17 protein-coding genes are annotated in these 20397 nt (G+C 73.2%); 9 read left to right on the forward strand and 8 right to left on the reverse strand.

What is annotated here, in order from left to right:
* Positions 1-19: 19 nt before the first annotated feature.
* On the reverse strand, positions 20-904 hold the full coding sequence (locus I5071_RS37500; RefSeq protein ID WP_236518175.1) for a LysR family transcriptional regulator: 885 nt from the start codon (positions 902-904) through the stop codon (positions 20-22).
* 6 nt (positions 905-910) lie between these two features.
* On the opposite strand from I5071_RS37500, the gene I5071_RS37505 reads away from it, so the two are divergent.
* Entirely contained in the window at positions 911-1585 is a 675-nt protein-coding gene (locus tag I5071_RS37505) for an NAD(P)H-dependent oxidoreductase (RefSeq protein ID WP_236518176.1), read from the forward strand.
* A 3-nt stretch (positions 1586-1588) separates the two neighbouring features.
* Here I5071_RS37505 and I5071_RS37510 read toward each other — a convergent pair whose 3' ends face one another.
* The 3 genes from I5071_RS37510 to I5071_RS37520 all read right to left on the reverse strand — a co-directional run bounded on the left by I5071_RS37510 (position 1589) and on the right by I5071_RS37520 (position 5593).
* Positions 1589-3160, reverse strand: a complete 1572-nt coding sequence (locus tag I5071_RS37510) for a serine/threonine-protein kinase (RefSeq protein ID WP_236518177.1) — start codon at positions 3158-3160, stop codon at positions 1589-1591.
* The gene (locus tag I5071_RS37515) at positions 3157-3954 is read right to left on the reverse strand and encodes a hypothetical protein (protein WP_236518178.1); all 798 of its coding nucleotides are present in this window, start codon (positions 3952-3954) and stop codon (positions 3157-3159) included. The genes I5071_RS37510 and I5071_RS37515 overlap by 4 nt, the downstream gene beginning before the upstream one ends.
* 88 nt (positions 3955-4042) lie before the next feature.
* Positions 4043-5593: a hypothetical protein gene (locus I5071_RS37520; RefSeq protein WP_236518179.1), complete on the reverse strand. Its 1551-nt coding sequence runs from the start codon at positions 5591-5593 to the stop codon at positions 4043-4045.
* Positions 5594-5821: 228 nt separating this feature from the next.
* Here I5071_RS37520 and I5071_RS37525 point away from each other — a divergent pair, with 228 nt between their 5' ends.
* Positions 5822-6409 (forward strand): TetR/AcrR family transcriptional regulator, encoded by a 588-nt coding sequence (locus tag I5071_RS37525; protein ID WP_236518180.1) that lies wholly within the window; start codon positions 5822-5824, stop codon positions 6407-6409.
* A 3-nt stretch (positions 6410-6412) separates the two neighbouring features.
* Here the strand turns inward: I5071_RS37525 and I5071_RS37530 are convergent, their stop codons facing one another.
* Both I5071_RS37530 and I5071_RS37535 read right to left on the reverse strand, forming a co-directional pair.
* The gene (locus I5071_RS37530) at positions 6413-7270 is read right to left on the reverse strand and encodes a hypothetical protein (protein WP_236518181.1); all 858 of its coding nucleotides are present in this window, start codon (positions 7268-7270) and stop codon (positions 6413-6415) included.
* A gap of 9 nt (positions 7271-7279) precedes the next feature.
* Positions 7280-9214 (reverse strand): RCC1 domain-containing protein, encoded by a 1935-nt coding sequence (locus I5071_RS37535; protein ID WP_236518182.1) that lies wholly within the window; start codon positions 9212-9214, stop codon positions 7280-7282.
* 118 nt (positions 9215-9332) lie between these two features.
* Here I5071_RS37535 and I5071_RS37540 point away from each other — a divergent pair, with 118 nt between their 5' ends.
* A complete protein-coding gene (locus I5071_RS37540) occupies positions 9333-11261 on the forward strand; it encodes a hypothetical protein (protein ID WP_236518183.1) in 1929 nt (642 codons plus the stop codon).
* 53 nt (positions 11262-11314) lie between these two features.
* On the opposite strand, the gene I5071_RS37545 is transcribed toward I5071_RS37540, so the two are convergent.
* Positions 11315-11797: a hypothetical protein gene (locus I5071_RS37545; RefSeq protein WP_236518184.1), complete on the reverse strand. Its 483-nt coding sequence runs from the start codon at positions 11795-11797 to the stop codon at positions 11315-11317.
* A 304-nt stretch (positions 11798-12101) separates the two neighbouring features.
* Here I5071_RS37545 and I5071_RS37550 point away from each other — a divergent pair, with 304 nt between their 5' ends.
* Genes I5071_RS37550 through I5071_RS37565 form a run of 4 tightly spaced genes read left to right on the forward strand, consistent with a single transcriptional unit; the run spans position 12102 to position 17264 of the window.
* The gene (locus I5071_RS37550) at positions 12102-13562 is read left to right on the forward strand and encodes a hypothetical protein (protein WP_236518185.1); all 1461 of its coding nucleotides are present in this window, start codon (positions 12102-12104) and stop codon (positions 13560-13562) included.
* Positions 13559-14245: a hypothetical protein gene (locus tag I5071_RS37555; protein ID WP_236518186.1), complete on the forward strand. Its 687-nt coding sequence runs from the start codon at positions 13559-13561 to the stop codon at positions 14243-14245. Before I5071_RS37550 ends, I5071_RS37555 begins: the two co-directional genes overlap by 4 nt.
* A gap of 15 nt (positions 14246-14260) precedes the next feature.
* The gene (locus I5071_RS37560) at positions 14261-15592 is read left to right on the forward strand and encodes a DUF1501 domain-containing protein (RefSeq protein ID WP_236518187.1); all 1332 of its coding nucleotides are present in this window, start codon (positions 14261-14263) and stop codon (positions 15590-15592) included.
* Positions 15593-15608: 16 nt separating this feature from the next.
* A complete protein-coding gene (locus I5071_RS37565; protein ID WP_236518188.1) occupies positions 15609-17264 on the forward strand; it encodes a hypothetical protein in 1656 nt (551 codons plus the stop codon).
* A gap of 81 nt (positions 17265-17345) precedes the next feature.
* On the opposite strand, the gene I5071_RS37570 is transcribed toward I5071_RS37565, so the two are convergent.
* Positions 17346-18017, reverse strand: coding sequence for a TetR/AcrR family transcriptional regulator (locus I5071_RS37570; RefSeq protein WP_236518189.1), 672 nt, complete (start codon positions 18015-18017; stop codon positions 17346-17348).
* A 203-nt stretch (positions 18018-18220) separates the two neighbouring features.
* On the opposite strand from I5071_RS37570, the gene I5071_RS37575 reads away from it, so the two are divergent.
* Positions 18221-19309: a ferredoxin reductase gene (locus tag I5071_RS37575; protein ID WP_236518190.1), complete on the forward strand. Its 1089-nt coding sequence runs from the start codon at positions 18221-18223 to the stop codon at positions 19307-19309.
* A 13-nt stretch (positions 19310-19322) separates the two neighbouring features.
* Complete coding sequence (locus I5071_RS37580) at positions 19323-20396, forward strand: fatty acid desaturase family protein (RefSeq protein WP_236518191.1); 1074 nt, start codon at positions 19323-19325, stop codon at positions 20394-20396.
* Position 20397: the final 1 nt, after the last annotated feature.

Raw genomic sequence — 20397 nt, forward strand, 5'->3', positions numbered from 1 at the left:
AGGGTATCAGCGCCGAGGGTCAGCGATCGATCGCGGCCAGGTGCTCCACCAGCGCGTCGATCACCGCGGCGATCCGGGGCAGGGTGCGGATCGCGCGGCGCGTCACGACGTGGAGCTCGAGCGTGGGGCCCGCGGGCAGTCCCTCGATCGGCGCGAGCTCGGGGTACACCCGACGCAGCGCGAGCGGCGCGAGACCCACGCCGAGCCCGGCGCGGATCGCCGCGACCTGCACCTCGTAGCTCGAGCAGCGCAGCACCGGCGGCGTGCTCACGTGCTGCGCGAGCCATGCGGCCTCGGGTGTCGCCACGCCGTCGATCTCGGTCGCGATCCATGCGAGCGACGCGGGATCACGACGGCGCGCGCGCTTCGCGAGCGCCTTGGTCGCGAGCACGCCGGTGCGCAGGCGCGCGACCCGACGGCCGACGAGATCGCCGCGCGTGGTGCGGAAGAAACGAATGGCGACGTCGGCCTCACGCGCCGCGAGATCGACCGCGCGATCGCTGGTGACCAGCTCGAGCTCGAGCTCCGGGTACGCCTCGCGCAACGCGGGCAGCACCCGCGGCACGACGAAGTGCAGCGCGATGCCCTCGGTGGTCGCGATGCGCACGCGGCCGCGCACGTCGCGCTCGTGGCCCAACGCGGCGTCGGCGAAGCGGTGCACCTCGGCCTCGATGCGCTCCGCGTCCTCGCGCAGGCGCGCGCCGAGCTCGGTGGTCACCGGACCGCGCGGGGTGCGCTCGAAGAGCGGTCCGCCGAGCTCGCTCTCCAGCGCGGCGATGCGGCGGCTGACCGTCGACTGATCGGTCTCCAGCGTCTGTGCGGCGAGGGTGAAGCTGCCCTGGCGCACCACCGCGAGGAAGACGCGCACGTCGTCCCATCGAGAGAGCTCGGCGTTCGGAGCCATGCATCGGTGCATACCACCGATGCGCTCACGCGGCTGCCGATGCAGCGCTGCATGACCATCGTCGTCCTCATGAGCCGAACCGACGTCCTCGTCCTCTTGGGACATGCCGATCCGAACAGCTTCAACGGCGCGCTCGCCGACGCGTACCTGCGGGGCGCCGAGCGCGCCGGGGCGCGCACCGAGCGCATCGATCTCGCCTCGCTCGAGCTCGACCTCGTGCTGCGCGCGGGGTTCCGCGGCGAGCAAGCGCTGGAGCCCGACCTCGTGCGCCTGCAGCGCGCGATCGAGCGAGCGCGCCACGTCGTGTGGGTGTTCCCGACGTACTGGGCGTCGCCGCCGGCGGTGGTGCGCGGTGTGATCGATCGGCTCTTCCTGCCGGGGTGGGCGTTCCGCTACGAGGGTGGCGCGCTCCCGAAGGGACTGCTCGCGGGGCGCTCGTCGCGGGTGATCACGACGATGGACAGTCCGTCGTGGTGGTACGCGCTGGCGCACCATCGCGCGCTGCACGCGACGATGGGCACGGCGACGCTGACGTTCTGCGGGTTCGCGCCGGTGCGGTTCACGACCGTGCACGGCGTGCGCGAGATGGACGAGGCGCGGCGCACGTCGTGGATCGCACGGGTGGGCGCGATCGGAGAGCGTGATGGTCGTGGGCTCGCGCGGCCGCTGCTCGCGGCGTGACGTCTATTCGAGCGCGATCGACGCGGTCGCTTCGCCGCCCGCGGGGACGCGCAGCGCGACGCGCCGGTGGGGGGCGCGACCGAAGGGCGCGAGCTCGAGCGTCTGTCGTCCCGCCGGGAGCTCGACGCGCGTCGGGGTGCGTCCGAGGTACCGGCCGCGATGGTAGATGTCCGCCCAGCCGCCGCGCACCGAGACGTTCGCGAAGCCGCGGCCGCGCTCGCGTCTCACGGGGTCGGGATCGGGGGCCGGGTCGCTCGCCGGAGCGGGCTCCGGGGTGGGGCGGGGAGCGGGCTCGGGAGGAGGGGCGAGCTCGGGCTCGGGAGGCGGGATCGGCTCGGGGGCGTCGACGCGGATCGGCGCCGCCGGCGCTTCGGCGATCGGCGCCGGCGACGATGCGCGGGCGGCGAGCCAACCGCCGCCTGCGGCGAGCACGATCGCGACGATCGCGGAGAGCGCGTAGACGAGCGGATGCGGGCCGCGCCTGGCTGCGGGCGCCGCCGCTGCGGGTGCCGAGACCCGATCGTCGAATGCGAGCACGGGCGCCGGGATCGGCGCAGGCGCGATCGCCGCAGGGGCCGGCATCGGTACGCCCGCCGGTGCCGTCACGCGCTCCACCTCGATCGGAGCGGAGTGGCTCGCGGTGCCGATCGCGCGGCGCGCTTCGCCGTGCGCGGGGAACGTGTGGGCCATCCACGCGGCGATCTCGCTCGCGTGCGCGAGACCGCCGAATGCGCGCGCTGCGTCGTGCAGCGCGAGGCCGAGCGCCCGCGCGGTCGGCGTGCGCTTCTCGCGATCCTTCGTCAGCGCGGCGAGGATCGGCGCGTCCACCGCGCGCGGCACGCCCGGTCTCGCCATCGAGGGCGGGCGCACCACGCCCGCGGCGAGGGCGCGCAGCGTGTCCACCTCGCGATCGCGCCCGAAGAGATGCTCGCCGGTGAGCAGCTCCCACGCGAGCACCGCGATCGACCACACGTCGGCGCGCCGATCGATCTCGCGACCCTCGACGTGCTCGGGCGACATCGTCGCGAACGTGCCCTTCACCACGCCGGTCGCGGTGCGATGCGTCTTCTCCCTCGCGCGCGCGACGCCGAAGTCGAGCACCCGCGCGCACCCGTCGTCGCCGACGAACAGGTTCCGCGCCGAGACGTCGCGATGCACGACGCCGAGCTCGTGCGCCGCGTGCAGCCCCTCGCACGCATCGACCACCACCCGCAGCACGCGCCGAGCGTGTGCGATCGGATCGTCGGGATACCCGCGCGCGATCGCGCCGACGATCGCCTCGACGGTCTCGCCGCGCACCAGCTCCATCACGAGGTAGGGCGTTCCGCCGTCCTCGCCGTAGTCGAGCACCGGGCACACGTTCGGGTGCTGCACGCGCGCCGCGATGCGCGCCTCGTCGAGGAACATCTCGACGAACGCCTTCTCGCGCGCGAGGTGCGGATGGATGCGCTTGATCGCGACCACACGATCGAGCGGCGGACCGCCGTGCGCGACGTGCACCGTCGCCATGCCGCCCGACGCGATCGAGGGCCCGAGCACGTAGGGCCCGAGCCGCTTGCCCGAGCTCGACGTCACGGCATCTCGACCGGGCGCGGCGCCGACAGGCGCGTGTCGTCGCCGGGCTGGGCGGTCGCCACGAGCACGATCGCGATCACGATCCCCGCGGTCGCGATCACGCCGCTGCCCGCGAGGATCCAGGGCCAGGGATCGCTCGGCTCGGCCACTGCGCCGGGCGCGACCTCGACGTGGCTCGTCACGAGCGCGGGCAGCGGCGCGTCCTCGGCGCCGTGCTCCACGATCAACGCACCGCCGATCCCGATCACGCGCGCGTAGTAGTCGACGCGCTCCCCGTCGCGCGCCTCGAGCGCCAGCGCGCCCTCGCTCGACGACGACCACGGCCCGTCTCCGGCGCGCGCGAAGAGCGTCGCCTCGCGCACCAGACCGCCGGGATCGTTCGTCAGCGCGAGCTCGAGCCGCACCTGCGCTCCGTCGCGCCGCACCTGCACCCGCGCGCGCAGCCGCTCCGCGCCGCGCTCCCGCAGCACGCGGAACCGATGCGCGATCTCGGGAGGCACCCGCGCCGAGAACGTGTGCTGGGGCCGCAGCGCGGCGAGCCGTCGCAGATCGATCTCGATCTCGCCCTCGCGGCCCAGCGCGCGCAGCGCGAGGGCGCGGCCCTCGAGCACCCGCACGACGTCGGACACGTCGAGATCGTCGCCCTGCGCGGCGCGATCGAAGAGCGCGAGCGCGGCGCCGAAGCGCGCCTCGTCGAGCTGTCGCTCCGCGTCGTCGACGAGCGGATGCGCGTGCGCCCGCGAGGCGAGCGCGAGAACGACGAGCGCGAGGAGCCACGACGCGAGCCGACCCATCCGGAGCGCGGCGATCCTAGCCGATCACGAACGCGCACGGCGCGCTCCTCGTGACGAGGAGCGCGCCGCGTCGATCTGCACCCGAGGATCAGCGCCAGAGGCGCACCACGCTCCCGCGCTCTCCGTCGGACGAGCCCACGAGGACCCGTCGATCGCTCGTCATCGCCACCGCGATCGCGGCTTGCAGACCGGTCACCTCCGCGGGCGGAACGAAGGTCGGATCGAGCGCGCCGCCGCCGGTGATGTCGCCGATCAACAGCGCGTTCGCGTCGCGATCACCGACCGCGATCGCTTCGCCGGTCGCGCGGTCCACGTCGACACCGCGGAAGCCGCCGGAGATCGCGTCGTAGCGCATGCGCCCGCCCGCGGTGCCGAAGCCGTCGACGAGCTCGCCCGCATCGTCGACGCGCGCCGCGAACGGATGCGCACCTTCGCGACCGACCACCAGGAGCGAGCCATCGTGCATCAGCCCACCCGCGACGAGCATCACGGTGCCGTCCGACGTGATCGCGCGACGGCCCGCCGCGAACGTCGAGTCGATCGCGCCCTCCGCGTCGACGCGCACGACGACGCCCGCGCTCGCCGCGAGGTCGGAGCCGATCACCACGAAGCGCCCCGACGCGTCGACCAGCACGTCGCTGCCCAACATCGACGGCAGCTCGCGGGTGATCACCGGCTCGGCCGCGAGGTCCTCGTAGACCTGCAGCACGCTCGTCGAGCCCGCGTCGTCGCTCGTCGAGAGCAGCGCCGCGATGCGATCGCCGGCGCGATCGAGGCCCCGCGCGCCGTACGCGCCGAGGTCGCGGGCGCCGCCCTCGAGCGGCGCGCCCGACGCGTCGAGCACGGCGAGGAACGCGTGCTGCGTGCCCTCGACCGAGGCGCTGACGAGGAGCACCACGCGTCCGTCGTCGTCGACGACGATCCCACCGAGCGCGAGCCCGCTCCCCGAGGACAGCGGCACCCGCGACGGCGCGCCGCCGTTCCACGTCGCATCCGCCTGCCCGCGCCGATCGAGCCGCCGCACGAACACCCCGACCGTGTCTCCGTCGAGCGCGCCGTAGGTCGTGTAGATGCGCCCGAGCTCGTCGCTCGCGAGGCCGACCACCGAGTACGTCGCTTCTTCGTTCGCCGCGATGCCGCCGGTGCCGAAGCTCTCGTCGGTCGCGCCCGCATCGCCGGGGGTCACGACGAAGAGCTCGAGCGCGACCGCGTCGTCGCCGTCGGCCACCCGCACCGTGATCGGAGCTTCGCCGGGCTGCGCGATCGCCTCGGCGGAGAACGTGATCGTGGCGCTCTCGCCCGCCACGCCCGCGGGCGCGCTCGCCTGCACGTGCTCGGGCAGACCCTCGATGGTGATCGCGAGCGTCGCGTCGTAGCCGGCGTCGCGATCGATCGTGAGCTCGAGCGTCGCCGACTCGTTGCGGCGCACGACGACGGCGTGGCTCGCCGCGCTCACGCGGAACGACGCGGCGGGCGCCTCGCCGGCATCGGGATCGTCGATCGGATCGATCGCACCCCCGTCATCGGCGGTCTGCACGCCGGCATCGCCCATCGTGGCGGGCGGAACGGCGCCGGCGCGGCAACCTGCGATGGCGAGACAGAGCGCGAGCCAAGAAACGACCGACGAGCGATGAGTCACGGGAACCTCCTGCGGCGCGCTCCCTCATCACGACGCGCGCCAACCTGCGGAGCCCGGATTTCCCAGCGATCGCCGCGACCCGTGCCCGTGCGCGCACGTGCGCCGGGCGTGCGGACGATTCGGCCATCACCGCGCGCTCCGACGGACGAATCCGCTCCCGACCGGCCAATTCTCAGCCGATTCGTCCACCCTGCGCCGCGCTCGCATCGTGCGATGCTCGGCGCTCCGATGACGTCTCGTGAACGCATCCTCGACGGCGCCGCGCGCGCGTTCGGTCGGCTCGGCTACGCGCGCACCCGCGTGGAGGACGTGCTGAACGCCGCCGACGTCTCGCGCCCGACCTTCTACAAGGAGTTCTCGAGCGCCGACGACGTGTTCGAGACGCTCGCGCGCCTGCACTTCCGCGAGCTCTCGAAGCGCCTCGTCGACGCGCTCGAGTCCACCGGCGATCCGAGCGGCAAGCTCTTCGCGATCGTCGACGCGTACTTCCGGTGGCGCTCCGAGCTCGGCCCGCTGGGGCGCGTGCTCGACGTCGAGGCGCGCCAGCCCCGCAGCGCGCTCGCGCGCATCCGCCGTCCGGTCACCGAGCGTCTGGTCGAGGCGTTCCGCGAGCAGATCGTCGCGCTCGGCAGGCCCGCGCCCGATCCGCTGCTGCTCGGCGCGCTCATCTCGGCGGCCGAGCACCTCGGCGACACGCTGCCCAGCGATCGCGCGCCGACCGCGCGCGAGATGACGCGCCGCCGCATCGCGATGCTGCGCCTCGCCGCGGGGGTGCTGATGCCGCTCGAGCCGGAGCGGAAGCGCCGCAGGCGCTGAGGCTCAGCGCGTCAGCCAGGCGAGCAGCACGAGCACGCCGACCACCAGCGCGACCGCGCCGGTGAGCACGTGACCGGGATCGGGCGGTGGTCGCTCGCGCACCGCCGCCGCGGCGCGCCGTCGCGCGCGGGTCGAGGGCGGTGTCTCGCTCACGCCCGATGCGCCCACCCCGTGCGCTTCGAGCGTTCCTCCCGCGGGCGCGCGCAGCACGAGGCAGCTCGCGCGCTCGCGATATCCGCCGGCGCCGGTGCCCGGTGGTGCGGCCTCGAGCGCGCACTCGCCCTCGATCTCGACCTCGTCGCCCTCGGCGAGCACGACCTCCCACTGCTCGATCACGAGCCGCATCGTCGCGCCCGGGCCGGGCTCGGTGGTCTCGGCGTGCGCGCGGATCCACGCCTGCTGTCCCTCGAGCGAGCCCCCGACGTGCACGCGCCCACGAGCATGCGCGCGCGTCGCGCAGAGCAACGTCGCGAGCTCCGCGAGCCGGCGCTTCTCGGCGTGGAGCTCCTTCATCGCTCCGCCGCCGCCGCGGCGGAGCGCGTCCTTCACCGCGCGCTGCCGACGCGCGACCTCGTCGATGTCGCGGTCGATCTTGCCGAGGACCTCCTGGGCTCGATGCGCGCGCGCCTCCACGCGGATCGACTCCGCGCGGATCAGCACGCGCCCGCTCGCGTCCTCGAGCCAGAAGTCGACCGCACCGCGCGCGTGGGGCGTGCTCGCGAGCCCTTGCCTCACGTCCCAGTAGACGCACGCGCGCTGACCGAGCGACGACGTGACGAGCTCGCGCGCGCGTCGCACCCGGCCGCGCACCCGCGCGTGCGAGCCATCGCGCAGCGACGCGATCGGGACGATCTCGGACACCGCACGATCCTACAGGCAGACGCGGCCGGGCTCGACCGGAGCGCTGATCGGTGCGCGCCCGCACTCGCCCGTCGTGTTGTCGCCCCAGCACACGATCTCGCCACCCATCCCGACCGCGCAGGTGTGATCGCCGCCCGTCGCGATCGACTTCCACGTGCGCCCGACGAGCACCGGCATCGGCAGCGACGTGTCCGCGCCCGCCGCGGCGCCGATCTGACCGCGCGTGTCGTCGCCGAAGCACGAGAGGCGCCCCATCGTGTCGAGCACGCAGGTGTGCGCGGTGCCGAGCGCCATCGGGTACGCGCCGTTGGGGAATTCCGCGAGCGGCACCGGGCGATTGCGATCCGTGCGATCGCCGAGCCCGAGCTGCCCGGTGTCGTTGCGACCCCAGCACTCCACGCGCTCGCGCACCGGCGTGCCGGTGAGCCTCCGCGCGCAGGTGTGATCGCCGCCCGCCGCGACCGCTGCGAACGTGCCGCTGATGCGGCTCGGCACCGCGATCATCGCGTCGCTCGAGCCGGTGCCCACCTGGCCGTGATCGTTGGAGCCCCAACAAAAGAGCGCACCGTCGCTCGCGAGCGCGCACCCGTGGGCGCGGCCGACCGCGACCGCGACGAGATCGGGATCGCCCATGACCGGCACGATCGTCGGGCTGCCGCGATCCGAGGTCGCCGCGAGACCGAGCCGTCCCTCGGCGATCGAGCCCCAGCAATAGAGGCGCCCTTCGACCGCGGTCACCGCCATGTCGCGCGCGATCGCGCACGTGAACGCGTCGCCGGCCGCGACGTCGACCGCCCAGAGCATGCTGTCGGTCACGCCGAAGGGCCCGCCCGAGTACCCCGGGATCGACGTGCCCGACACCACGCCGCGCCCGAGCTGCAGGTGCTCGTTGCCGCCCCAGCACGCGACGCGATCGCGCCCACTGCTCGGGCGGATCGCGCAGGCGTGCGAGGTGCCGAGCGAGACGTCGCGCCAGTCCTCGCAGCTCGTCGAACCGTTGGTGCAGCGCACGATCGCGGGCGTCTCCTCGATCGTCGTCGCGTCGGTGCCGAGCCGCCCCGCGCGCCCGTCGCCCCAGCACTGCGCGCGCCCCGAGGCCTCGAGCGCGCAGGTGTAGTCGGGGCCCGCGACGATCTCGATCGCACCGCCGCGCTCGATGCACGCGCCCGCTTCGCACCCGTCGAGCGCGGGGCACCCGCACGCGACGCACACGCCGCCCGGCACTCCGCACAAGCCGGGCGACGTGCCGGGCGCACACGCGTCACCGAGCGCGCAGCCGTTGCAGCACGCGCCGCGCACGCAGCGCCCCGGGCCCGCCGCGGTCGTGCACGCGGCCTCGTCGGTGACCGCGACGCAGCGCCCGGCGACGCAGCGCTCGCACTCGCCGCACCCGCCTTCTTCGCACGCGCACGCGCTGGTGCCCTGGCAGTCGTCGTCGCCGCAGTCGGTGGTGCGATCGCAGTCGTCGTCGCGCCCGTCGCTGCAGCTCGCGCCCGACTCGCGCGACGCGTTGCAGGTGTCGAAGGGCAGCGGCTCGGCGTCCTCGGGGCAGAGCCCCGCGTCGCACATCCCGCACGCGCTTCCGTCGGCGGGAACCAGCTCGACGCGCACGACCTGATCGGGCGCGCGCGGCAGATCGATCGCGCGGCACGCCGCGGCCACCGGACGGCAGGTCTCGTCGAGCGCGATCATGACGAGGCCGTAGCTGCCGGGCGGGAGGATCGGCGGCGCGCTCGCGCTCTCGCCCGCGCGCCAGCTCGTCCGCCATCGCACCGTCGCGTCGTCGTCGCACCCCTCGTCGAGCACCCGCGCTTCGTACGCGACCGCGAGCGCGGCGCGATCGGCGTCGCGCACGACGTACTCCCACTCGAGGGAGCGCTCCGAGGGCGCGCACGCCGACACGAGCATCGCTGCGACTGCGAGCGCTGGCGCGGCGCGGACCATCCGCTCGCACGATAGCAGGCGCCACCTGGCGACAGTCGTGCGGGATGTTCACCACGCGGCGCGAGTCGACGTATCCTCGTCGATCTGGCGCGTTCCAACCCGCGCCGCGGAGGGCTGCATGAGGCTTCGCTTGCTCCCGCTCGAAGGTCCGTTCGTCGCGCTGGTCGCGCTCTGTCTCACGAGCGCCTGCGACGACCCCTCGCCATCACGCCCGACGCGCGACAGCGGCCCTGGTGTCGTCGACGCCGGCGGGGGTGACGCGAGCACGGGGATCGACGGCGGTGTCCCCACCGGCCCGTGCGCGGGCCCCGACACCGACGGCGACGGAATCCCCGACGCGTTCGAGAGCACCGTCGACAGCGACGGCGACGGCACGCCGAACTCGATGGACGACGACTCCGACGGCGACGGCGTCCTCGACTCGGTCGAGCGCCGCGACGCATGCCCGCCGCGCGACTCCGATCGCGACACGATCCCCGACTACCTCGACGCCGACAGCGACAACGACGGCCTCACCGACGCCGAGGAGCGCGAGCTCGGCACCGACGCCACGCGCGTCGACACCGACGGCGACGGCGTGAGCGACCTCGGCGAGGTGCGCGGCTCGGGCACGAGCCCGACCGACGCGACGAGCACGATCCCCGAGGACGACTTCTTCGTGATCCTGCCCTACGAGGGAGACCACGAGATGCGCCCGCTGCGCTTCGGCACCGCGATCGCGCGCGCCGACGTGTACTTCCTGATCGACACCACCGGCTCGATGCAGGACGCGATCGACGACGTGAATTCGTCGCTCATGCGCATCGCGACCGAGGTCGCGCGCCTGGTCCCCGACGCCCAGTTCGGCGTGGGCCACTACGACGACTTCCCGGTCGATCCCTACGGCGGCACGTCGGAGCCGACGCCGATCTTCTACGTCGACGGATTCGGCGATCCGATCTCGTGCACCCGCGACTCGCAGTGCCCGGGCCTGACGAGCGTCTGCGACACCCGCGACGGTCGTTGCGTCGAGCCCTGCACGTCGACCGCGCGCTGCGCGACGCTCTCGGCGGGCTCGACCTGCCCCAGCACCGCACCTCGTTACTGCTCGATCGCGCTGGCGCGCGACGACGCGCCGTACACCCACGACATCGACATCACCGGCGACCTCGCGCGCGTGAACGCGGCGCTCGCGCTCACGGTGAACGGCGGCGCCGACATCCCGGAGAGCGGCACCGAAGCGATCTATCTCGCGGCGACCGGGATGGGCCTCACCTATCCCAACGATCGCACCGGCACGAGCACCATCGCCGCGAAGACGTGCGCGCCGGTCGCCGGCGAGACCGAGGCGCGGCGCGGATATCCGTGCTTCCGCCCGGGCGCGCTGCCGATCGTCGTGACCGTCACCGACGCGCCGTTCCACAACGGAACGACGACGAACGCGAGCTGGAGCGTGCCCTATGCCGGCCCGGTCGCGACCTCGGCGCACTCGTTCGCCCAGGCGGTCACCGCGCTGAACGATCTCGGGGCGCGCGCGATCGGCGTGAACGTCGGCACCGGCACCGGTGGCACCGCCGCGGGGACCGATCTCCGCGCGCTCGCGATGCAGACCGGCACCGTCAGCTCGACGGGCATGCCGCTCGTCTACACCGGCGCGGCGTCGACGACCGCGAACCAGATCATCGAGGGCATCCGCAGCGTCGTCTCGGGCACGCCCCAGGACGTCTCGACGCGCACCGCGAACGTCGCGGGCAACCCCGACGAGTTCGACGCGACGACGTTCATCAAGTCGATCGTGCCGCTCGAGGGATACGGTCCCGGCGGCGTCTCGGGCGCGATGCCCGGCGTGACGTACTCGAGCCGCGACGCGACCACGTTCTACGGCGTGATCCCGGGCACCGAGGTCGAGTTCACCGTCGACTTCTGGAACGACGTGCGCATGCCCGCGGCGACCGCGCAGATCTTCCGCGCGCGCATCATCGTCGTGGGCAACGGGGTCGCGGATCTCGACGAGCGCCAGGTCTACATCGTCGTGCCGCCGGAGGGCGGCGACATCGTCCTCGAGTGATCACACGGCCGAGAGGGCCGGGTCGCGAGCGGCCCGGCCCCTCGAGCGCTTCGTCAGTCGACGTTCACCGTGATCTGATCGACCAGCACGTCGTCTTCGAAGAGCGAGATCGTGGCCGGCCCGAACTCGACGTCGACGACCACCGCGTCCCACTGCGGGTTCGGGCACGTCGGCACGTTCGGCACGTCCGGGCTGACGGTCGCGAGGTTGAACCGGAACTGGCCGTTCCGCGGCGTCGGCTGCGGGCCGGTCCCGCCCTCCGCGTCGACCTCGGTGTCCTGCCCCGGAGCTCGGTTGCCGGCCGGGTTGATGCACTCGACCTCGGCGAGACCCTCGGACTCGACCGTGATCTCGAACGTCGTGCCCCCGAGCCCGGCGACCTTGCCGACGCACCGGACCTGGGTCCCGGTGTCCGTGCACGTCACGTCGTTCCCACCGCCGGTGAGGAAATGACCGCTCTGCGCAACGACCGCGCTCGCGACGAGGAGCGTCGCTCCGCCCGCGACCGCGCTCAGCACCTTCCACTTCCGCTCCACGCACCACCTCTTTGGTCCGGGGTCCCGCGAGGGCGTCCCAGCCCCGCGCGAAACCGCTTGGTCTCGAAGCAGGCTCAAGCGCGATACAGGCATCGACATGCGGCCCGGGGGAGCGCTCGAAATCCGCATCTCGGGGTCGAGCAACGCGCATTCGGCGACCGCGCTCGGGGGCGCCTGCGACGGCGCGGTCGCATGCTCCTCGGAGCCCCGGCTCGCCTGCGACCACCGCGTCGCGCGCCGCTCGTGAACCTCGGGAATTCCCACCGCTCCCGCCTGGATCACGCCTTGCGATGTCGCGCTCCGCATGCGGCACGCGATCGTCCTCGCGCTCCTCGCCACCGGCTGCGTCGGCCAGCTCGGCGGTGATCTCCGCGACGATCCACGTCCGATCGATCCCGACCCGCAGCCGATCCGCGTCTCGCTGGCGAGCGCGCCCGCGCTCGAGCCCGATGGCGCGTGCGTCACGCTGCGCGACGGCGAGACGCTGCTCGACACCAGCCCCGAGGGCGACGCGTGGCTCGCGAGCGACGAAGGCCTGCGGGTCGTCGCGCGCGACGGCACCGAGTGGGCGCTCCCCTATGCGCCCGCCGCGCGCCCCACGTACCTCGTCGCGCACGACGCGCGCGCCGCGACGTGGATCGCGAACGGCCTCGTCGAGCGCGCCGTCCCCGGCGGCCTGCGCCGCGTGCACGTGCCCGCGGAGACCGGCACGCCCCGCTGGCTGTGCGGCGATCCCGAGGCCCACGGGCCCTTCTTCCTCGCGACCGAGCACGGCCTGCACGCGCGCGAGGGCGGGCAGTTCTGGCGCTACGCGGTCGACGGAGACGCGCTCTCGCCCGCGTTCCCGTTCGCGCTCGCGAGCGGCGCGTGCACGAGCTCGACGCAGGAGCTCTGGCTCTCCGACGGAGCCGGTGCGTGGCGCCTCGATCTGAACGACGCAGCGCCCGCGCTGCGCGCGCTCGAGGCGATCCCCGCGGGCCTCGCGATCGTGCGCGAGGGCGTGCTCGCCGCCGCGGCGGGCGACGACGCGCTCTTCGTGATCGAAGGCAGCGCGTCGAGCGAGATCGTGTTCGAGGAAGGCGTGCCCGCGTCGGTGTCGATCGGCGGCGGTCGGGTGTGGGCGCGACTGCCCACCATGATCGCGCGCCGTGATCGCGACGGAGCGTGGTCGCGAATCGACCTCGCGAGCGACGACCTGCATGCCGATGCGACCGGCGCAGCGTGGTCGCTCGCGGGCACCGAGCTCTGCCGCCTCGAGACCGGCGCCACGCTCTCGATCACCGGCCTGGTTCCCGACGATCGTGTCAGCGGCGCGCGCGCGCTGGTGATCACGACCAGCGCGATGGCCGCGTCCACGCAGGTGACGATCGACGGCAACGTCGTGTTCGACGCCGACGACGCGTCGACCACGTTCGACGCGGGCGAGCTCCCGATGGGCGCGGCGGGCTGGCACGAGCTGGTCGCGACCGCGGAGATCGATGGAGCCGAGGTCTCGCGCACGCTCGCCTACGAGGTGATCGACACCGCGCCGCTCTCGTTCGAGCGCGACGTCGCGCCCTTCGTCGCGACCCACTGCGTCGCTTGTCACGCCGAGGACGCGCCGAGCCGCGTGCGCCTCGACACCTACGACTCGTTCCGCGCGCGCGCGCCCTCGGCGCTCGCGCGGATGGGGCGCGGCGAGATGCCGCCGAGCCCGATGGATCCCGCGCCCGCGGAGATGGTCCGCACCGTCGAGCGCTGGATCGAGGGAGGGATGATGCCATGAGCAGAACGCATACCTCGGCGCCCATCCATGCATGGCGCGCATACCTCCTGATCGCGCTCCTGAGCGCGTGCGGCGCGCCGGGGAGCGATCCCGACGCCGACGGGCCCGACGATCCCGGGCCCGATCCCGGCGACGTGATCGACCGCGATCCCACCGGCCCCTCCGAGCTCCCGCCGGCGCGCGCGCCCGAGCGACTCTCGGCGCAGCAGATCCACGCATCGCTGCAGGTCGCGACCGGGCAGACGTGGGCGGGCTTCGAGGACGCCGCCGCGACCCTCGGTCGCCCCGACTACACGCAGACGACCGAAGAGGGCCGGCAGATGTCGGTCGCGTTCGAGACGCTGGTGGGCGATGCCGCGCGCGCGACGTGCCGCGCCGCGATCACCGCCGACCGCGCGCTCACGGTCGACGACGAGGCGCGCGCGATCCTGCGCGGCATCGACCTCGACGCACCCGACGCCGAGGCGCGCCGCGCGAACCTGCGCCGACTGCTCCTGCGCTTCCACGGGCACGAGGTGATCGCCGACGACGATCCGCGCGTGACCCCGTGGCTCGAGCTGCTCGATGCGCCGATCGAGCCCTCCGACGTGAGCCGCACCGCGACCGCGGCCGACGTCGAGGCGGTGCGCTGGGAAGCGCTCTGCGTCGGCCTCGCGACCCACCCCGACTTCCTCACGTACTGACGAGGAGACGAAGCGATGCATCTCGGACGACGACATCTCCTCCGCGGCGCGATCGGCATGGGCGCGGTCGCGACCTTCGGCGCGGCGCTGGGACCGATCGGACGCCTCGTCGCGCAGCCACGCCCGCTCGGGCGTCGCCTCGTCGCGTGTTACTTCGAGGGCGGCTGGGACGTGCTGCTCGGCCCCGATGCGCGCGACCCCGCGCGCTCGTACCCCGGCATCCAGCTCGGCACCGATCTGCTCGACGCGGAGATGCGCGAGCCGGTCGAGGTGAATCTCGGCGGCACGCGCGCGCTGTGGGGCGCGCCGATGGCGCCGATGCGCGCCCACGCCGACGTCACCACCGTGTTCCGCGGCATCAACATGAACACCGTCGCGCACCCGACCGGGCGCGCGTACGTGAACACGTTCATGTCGCCCGCGGGCAGCGCGCCGCGCGGCAGCTCGCTCGGCACCGTGTTCGCGACCGGCGGCGAGCTCGGGCCCGACGGACCGATCCTCCCGTTCGTCTCGGTCGGTCTGCCTGCGTTCAACCATCGCTACGCGCAGGAGGCGAACGCGCTGCAGCTCGATCGCCCGCGCGAGGTCATGCCGATGCTCTCGGGCCCCGCGCGTCGCATGCCCGTCGCGATCGAGGCGCTGCTCGCGGCGGCGCGCGAGGACTCGCGGGCCTGCATCGGTGCGGCCTACGAAGGACGCGATCCCGCGGAGGAGCAGCGCCTCTCGATCGCGCGCATGGAGCGGCTCGAGGCCGAGGGCCTCGCGTCGCGCTTCGACTTCGCCGGCGACTCGACCGAGATGCAGCAGATCCGCACCCGCTACGGCTTCGCGGCGAACGCGACCGATGGTGCCGGCCTCCAAGCCGCGGTCGCGGCGCAGCTCGTGAAGACCGGCCTCTCGCGCAGCGTGATGGTGCGCCTCTCGCGCGGGCACGACACCCACAACGCGAACTGGGCGACCGATCAGCCCACGCGCTTGTCGGAGGGATTCACCGCGATGGCCGCGTTGATCGACGATCTGCGCCAGGACGATCCCGATCTCGCGCGCACCACGGTGATCGCGTTCAGCGAGTTCTCGCGCACCCCGCGCCTCAACGGCACGCGCGGTCGCGACCACTGGTTCGCGGCGTCGATGGTGGTGTGCGGCGGTCTCCGTCCCGGCGTGTTCGGCGCGACGAACCCCGATGATCTCGGCCTGATCCGCGTCGATCCCGAGCTGGGCACCCAGGCCGACGACGGCATGCAGCTCATGCCCGAGCACGTCGCCGCGACGATCGTCGCCGCGGCGGGCCTCGATGCGACCGACTACCGCGTCGACCCGATCACGAGCCTCTTCCCCGCCGCTTGAACGAGAGGGCACGACCATGCGCACCACGATCGTTCTCTCCGTCGTCTTCACCCTCGCGATCGCGCCGCTCGTGCGCGCGCAGTCGCCGGTCGAGTGCGCGCCCACCGAGCGCACCGATCGACTGCGCCTCTTGCGCCAGCTCTCGCTCGACCTGCGCGGTCGCATCCCCAGCGAGGCCGAGTACGAGGCGATCCGCGCCCACGACGACGTGCCCGAGGACGTGCTCGCCGCGATGCTCACCAGCGACGACTTCTTCGCGACGATGCGCGAGTACCACCGCGGCATCCTGTGGTCGTCGCTGATCGAGATCGACGATCTCGTCGACAACCGTCGCGACCTGCGGGCGCAGCGCGTCGGCGCGAACAACGTCTACTACTCGGGCAACGCGGCGGGCACGTTCCGCGGCACCGGCCAGGTGAGCTGCGTCGACGTCGAGCACACGCGCTTCGACGCGGCGGGCCACGCGCTGCCGATCGTCGAGGGCTATCGCAGCGGCACCGTCTCCGGCGCGCCCGCTCCCCGCAACGCCGCGCGCTGCGCCGCCGCGACCAACGGGTGCCGCATCGACGGCTGGGTCCGGGTGCGTCCGTACTGGGCGCCCGACACCGAGATCCGCGTGTGCGCGTTCGACGCCCAGACCGCAGCGACCGGGCTCACCACCACCGCGGGCGCGCCCACCTCGTGCCGCGCCGGCATCGTGCGCGACGCGGGCTGCGGCTGCGGACCGAACCTGCGCCAGTGCGTGAGCGGCGGCACCGGCGGGAGCGAGCAGACGATCGCGCGCGCGCTCGAGCAGGAGCCGCTGCGCATCTTCGATCGCGTGCTGCGCGACCCCGACGCGTCGTACTTCGATGCGTTCACCACCACGACGTCCGAGGTGAACGGCCCGATCGCGCACTACTTCCGCTACGCGTCGGCGGGCGTCGTCGAGGACGGATCGATGGCGACCACGATGCCCGACGTGGAGTTCGGCGACACGACGTGGCGCGCGGTCGAGCGCAGCCCCGAGCACGCCGGCGTGCTCACGACGTTCTCGTACCTGCTCCGCTTCGCGAGCCATCGTGCGCGCGCGAACCGCTTCACCACCGCGTTCCTCTGCGAGCCGTTCCAGGCGCCGAGCGGAGGCCTCCCGCCCGCGACCGATGCCTGCTCGAGCGATCCGAACCTCTCGACCCGCTGCGGCTGCGAGTCGTGCCACGAGCGACTCGAGCCGATGGCCGCGCACTGGGGCCGCTGGCGCTTCAACGGCGACTACGGGTTCGTCAACGTCGCGCAGCTGCCGCGGTTCAACGAGACGTGCGCGAATTGCCGCGAGGGCGCGTGCTCGGCGTTCTGCGACGAGTTCTACGTCACGCGCGACACCAGCTCGCACCCGATGGAGCGCGAGATGTGGCTCGGCACGCTGCAGGTCGTCGCGTGGCGCTCCGAGGGCGAGGCGAACGCGATCGACGTGGGGCCGCGGGCGCTGATCGAGCAGGAGGGCACGATCGAGCGCATGGCCACGTGCAGCGCGCGCACCCTCGCCGAGCACCTGCTGCATCGCGAGCTGACGAGCGACGAGCAGCTCGAGTGGGTGCCCGAGCTCGCGCAGGCGTTCGCCGAGAGCGGGTACCGGTTCCCCGAGCTCGTGAGCGCGATCGTCACCGACACGCGGTACCGCGCGATTCGCTAGGACCGGCCAGGAAAAAGCCGTCGCCGACCACGTCGCCGTTCACGTCCACGATCACGACGTGGACGTGGACGGCCGTCGTCCTTAACGCTCGCTGAGCCTCGGCTTCTTCGGCAGGTGCCGGAGCCCCATCCACGCGAGCGCGCTCATGTGCTGCGCGACCTCTTCGATCGGCGGCGTGCGGACCTCGGTCCACCACTTGCCGACGAACGTCACCATGCCGACCAGCGCGTGCGCGTAGATCGGTGCCGGCTTCGCGTCGTAGCCCGCGTCCTCGAGGGCGCGCACGAACACGTGGCCCACTCGCTCCGCGAGATCGTTCAGCAGGCTCGACATCCGCCCGTGCGCCGAGGTCACGGGCGAGTCCTGCGAGAGCACCGCGAAGCCATCGGGGTGATCGCGGACGTACGCCAGGAACGCGAGCGACGCGCGCTCCACGCGCTCGCGCGGCGATCCCGAGCCGATCGCCTCCACGATGCGGCGCACCACGTAGTCCATCTCGCGATCGACCACGACCGCGTAGAGCCCCTCCTTGCCGCCGAAGTGCTCGTAGATGATCGGCTTGCTCACCTTCGCGCGCTTCGCGATCTCCTCGACCGACGTCGCCTCGTAGCCGCGCTTCGCGAACACCGCGCGGCCCACGTCGATGAGCTGCGAGCGCCGCTCGAGCGCAGGGAGCCTCTTCTGCTTGCGCGGGGCCGCGCTCCCGCTGCGCGGGAGAGCGCTCTTGCGTCGCGCGGGGGTGCGGGGCGCCATCGCCGCGAACGCTAGCTCGGAGATCGCCCCTCGCGCCATCACGCCCGTCCCGGGCTGCCATGTTACGTGAGCGTTTCGATCGTATGGCGATTGCTCCGTCCGCGCCCACGTTCGTAGGACGTCGTCGTTTCTCGTGACCGATGCATGACTTGAACCCGACCTACGGGGCCGTAACCTACGGTTCCGTAACGAGGAGATGCGAGATGATCGGGTCCGAGAGCCTCGCGGGGCCGTGGCGCGTCGCCATGCGACGGATGTTCTTCGATCGTCAGCTCGAGCTCTGGCTCGGCGAGCTCGGCGCGCTCGATTCGCTCACCGAGATCCGCGCCCGCGTGGTCGACGTGATCCGCGAGACGCCGGACGTGCGCACCTTCGTGCTGCGCCCGAGCCGGCGCTGGCAACCGCATCGCGCCGGCCAGTGGACCACGGTCGAGGTCGAGATCGACGGAGCGCGCGCCCGGCGCTGCTACTCGATCTCGTCGGCGCCCGGCGAGCCCCTGGTCGCGATCACCGTCAAGCGCGTGCCCGGCGGTCGGGTGTCGGGTTGGCTGCACGATCGCGTGCGGATCGGGGACGTGCTCCGGCTCGACGTGCCACGCGGCGACTTCGTGCTCCCCGAGGGTCCCCTGCCGCCGCTGCTCATGCTGAGCGGGGGCTCCGGGATCACGCCGATGATGTCGATGCTGCGCGCTCTCGCGGCGCGCGAGGCGATGCCCGACGTCGTGCTGGTGCACCACGCGCGACGTCGCGGCGACGTGATCTTCGAGCGCGCGATCGACGCGCTGGCGGCGCGGCATCCGACGCTGCGGCGGGTGTGGTGCCTCGACGACGAGCCGGGCGGGCCGGGCGGCTTCGACGAGGCGCGGCTCGCGGCGTTGGTGCCCGATCTCGAGGCGCGCGAGCCGTTCCTCTGCGGGCCTTCCGCGATGATGGCGCGCGTGGAGGCGATGTGGCGGCGCGAGGCCTTCGCGCGCCCGCTCCACGTCGAGCGCTTCGTCGCGGCCCCGAGCGCGCCGGTGGCCGAGGGCGACGACGCGCCCATCACGCTGCGCCTCGCGCGATCGAGCCGGACGCTCACCGCCCGCACCGCGGGCACGTTGCTCGATCAGCTCGAGCGCGCCGGCGAGCGACCCGCGTCGGGCTGCCGCATGGGCCTGTGCCGCACCTGCACGTGCACCAAGCGCAGCGGCACCGTGCGCCACGCGATCACCGGCGCGATCTCGAGCGCGCCCGACGAGCCGATCCAGCTCTGCGTGTCCGTCCCCTGCGGCGACGTCGAGCTCGCGCTCTGAAAGAGGGTTCACGATGACGATGCAGAGCCGACCGCTCACCCGCGACGAGGCCGACGCGCTCGGCCGCGAGCTCGATGCGCTGCGCGCCGAGGTGCTCGCCGATCTCGGCGCGCGCGACGTCGAGCACATCCGCGCGGTGATGCGCGCTGCGAACGGGTGCGAGCTCGCGGGCCGCTTCCTCCTCCACTTCGGGATCGATCCCGTGACCTTCGCGGTCGGCGCGGGCGCGCTCGGCCTCGCGAAGATCCTCGAGAACATGGAGATCGGGCACAACGTGATGCACGGCCAGTACGACTGGACCGGCGATCCCGCGCTGCGCTCGAGCACGTACGAGTGGGACATCGCGTGCACCGGCGACGCGTGGCGCTCCTCGCACAACTTCGAGCACCACACGTTCACCAACGTCCTCGGCGCCGATCGCGACATCGGCTACCAGTTCCTGCGCGTGAGCGAGGAGCAGCACTGGCGCCCGCACCACCTCGCGCAGCCCGCCATCGCGGTCGGGCTCGCGCTGCTGTTCCAGTGGGGCGTCGGGACGCACGACCTGCGCGTGATGGAGACCCTCGACGGCGAGCAGTCGTGGCGCGAGCTCGCGCGGCGCGCCCGGCCCTTCCTCGCGAAGGCGGGATGGCAGCTCGCGAAGGACTACGCGTTCTTCCCGGCGATCGCGCTGTGGAACGCGCCTCGTGTCGTCGCCGGGAACCTGCTCGCCAACGCGATGCGCAACGTCTGGTCGTTCTCGATCATCTTCTGCGGCCACTTCCCCGAGGGCGTGCGCGTCTACCAGGCGGACGAGGCGCGCGACGAGTCACGCGGGCAGTGGTACGTGCGCCAGATCAACGGCTCCGCGAACCTCGACGGAGAGCGGTGGATGCATCTGCTCAGCGGGCACCTGAGCCACCAGATCGAGCACCACCTCTTCCCCGACGTGCCCGCGTCGCGGTACCCCGAGCTCGCGCCGCGCGTGCGCGAGATCTGCGCGCGCTACGGACAGGTGCACCGCAGCGGGACGCTGCCGAGACAGCTCGGCAACGTCGCTGCGCGCATCGTCACGCTCGCATGGCCGCGGGCGCGCGCGGCGGCGTGAC

It is taken from the genome of Sandaracinus amylolyticus, from assembly GCF_021631985.1.
Taxonomy (GTDB): domain Bacteria; phylum Myxococcota_A; class Polyangia; order Polyangiales; family Sandaracinaceae; genus Sandaracinus; species Sandaracinus amylolyticus_A.

What these genes read in the sequence shown, in the direction of transcription:
- I5071_RS37500 (WP_236518175.1), bottom strand. Translation starts at nt 904, where the DNA reads ATGGCTCCGAACGCCGAGCTCTCTCGATGGGACGACGTGCGCGTCTTC.
- I5071_RS37515 (WP_236518178.1), bottom strand. Translation starts at nt 3,954, where the DNA reads ATGGGTCGGCTCGCGTCGTGGCTCCTCGCGCTCGTCGTTCTCGCGCTC.
- I5071_RS37525 (WP_236518180.1), top strand. Translation starts at nt 5,822, where the DNA reads ATGACGTCTCGTGAACGCATCCTCGACGGCGCCGCGCGCGCGTTCGGT.
- I5071_RS37535 (WP_236518182.1), bottom strand. Translation starts at nt 9,214, where the DNA reads ATGGTCCGCGCCGCGCCAGCGCTCGCAGTCGCAGCGATGCTCGTGTCG.
- I5071_RS37540 (WP_236518183.1), top strand. Translation starts at nt 9,333, where the DNA reads ATGAGGCTTCGCTTGCTCCCGCTCGAAGGTCCGTTCGTCGCGCTGGTC.
- I5071_RS37550 (WP_236518185.1), top strand. Translation starts at nt 12,102, where the DNA reads ATGCGGCACGCGATCGTCCTCGCGCTCCTCGCCACCGGCTGCGTCGGC.
- I5071_RS37555 (WP_236518186.1), top strand. Translation starts at nt 13,559, where the DNA reads ATGAGCAGAACGCATACCTCGGCGCCCATCCATGCATGGCGCGCATAC.
- I5071_RS37560 (WP_236518187.1), top strand. Translation starts at nt 14,261, where the DNA reads ATGCATCTCGGACGACGACATCTCCTCCGCGGCGCGATCGGCATGGGC.
- I5071_RS37565 (WP_236518188.1), top strand. Translation starts at nt 15,609, where the DNA reads ATGCGCACCACGATCGTTCTCTCCGTCGTCTTCACCCTCGCGATCGCG.
- I5071_RS37570 (WP_236518189.1), bottom strand. Translation starts at nt 18,017, where the DNA reads ATGGCGCCCCGCACCCCCGCGCGACGCAAGAGCGCTCTCCCGCGCAGC.
- I5071_RS37575 (WP_236518190.1), top strand. Translation starts at nt 18,221, where the DNA reads ATGATCGGGTCCGAGAGCCTCGCGGGGCCGTGGCGCGTCGCCATGCGA.
- I5071_RS37580 (WP_236518191.1), top strand. Translation starts at nt 19,323, where the DNA reads ATGACGATGCAGAGCCGACCGCTCACCCGCGACGAGGCCGACGCGCTC.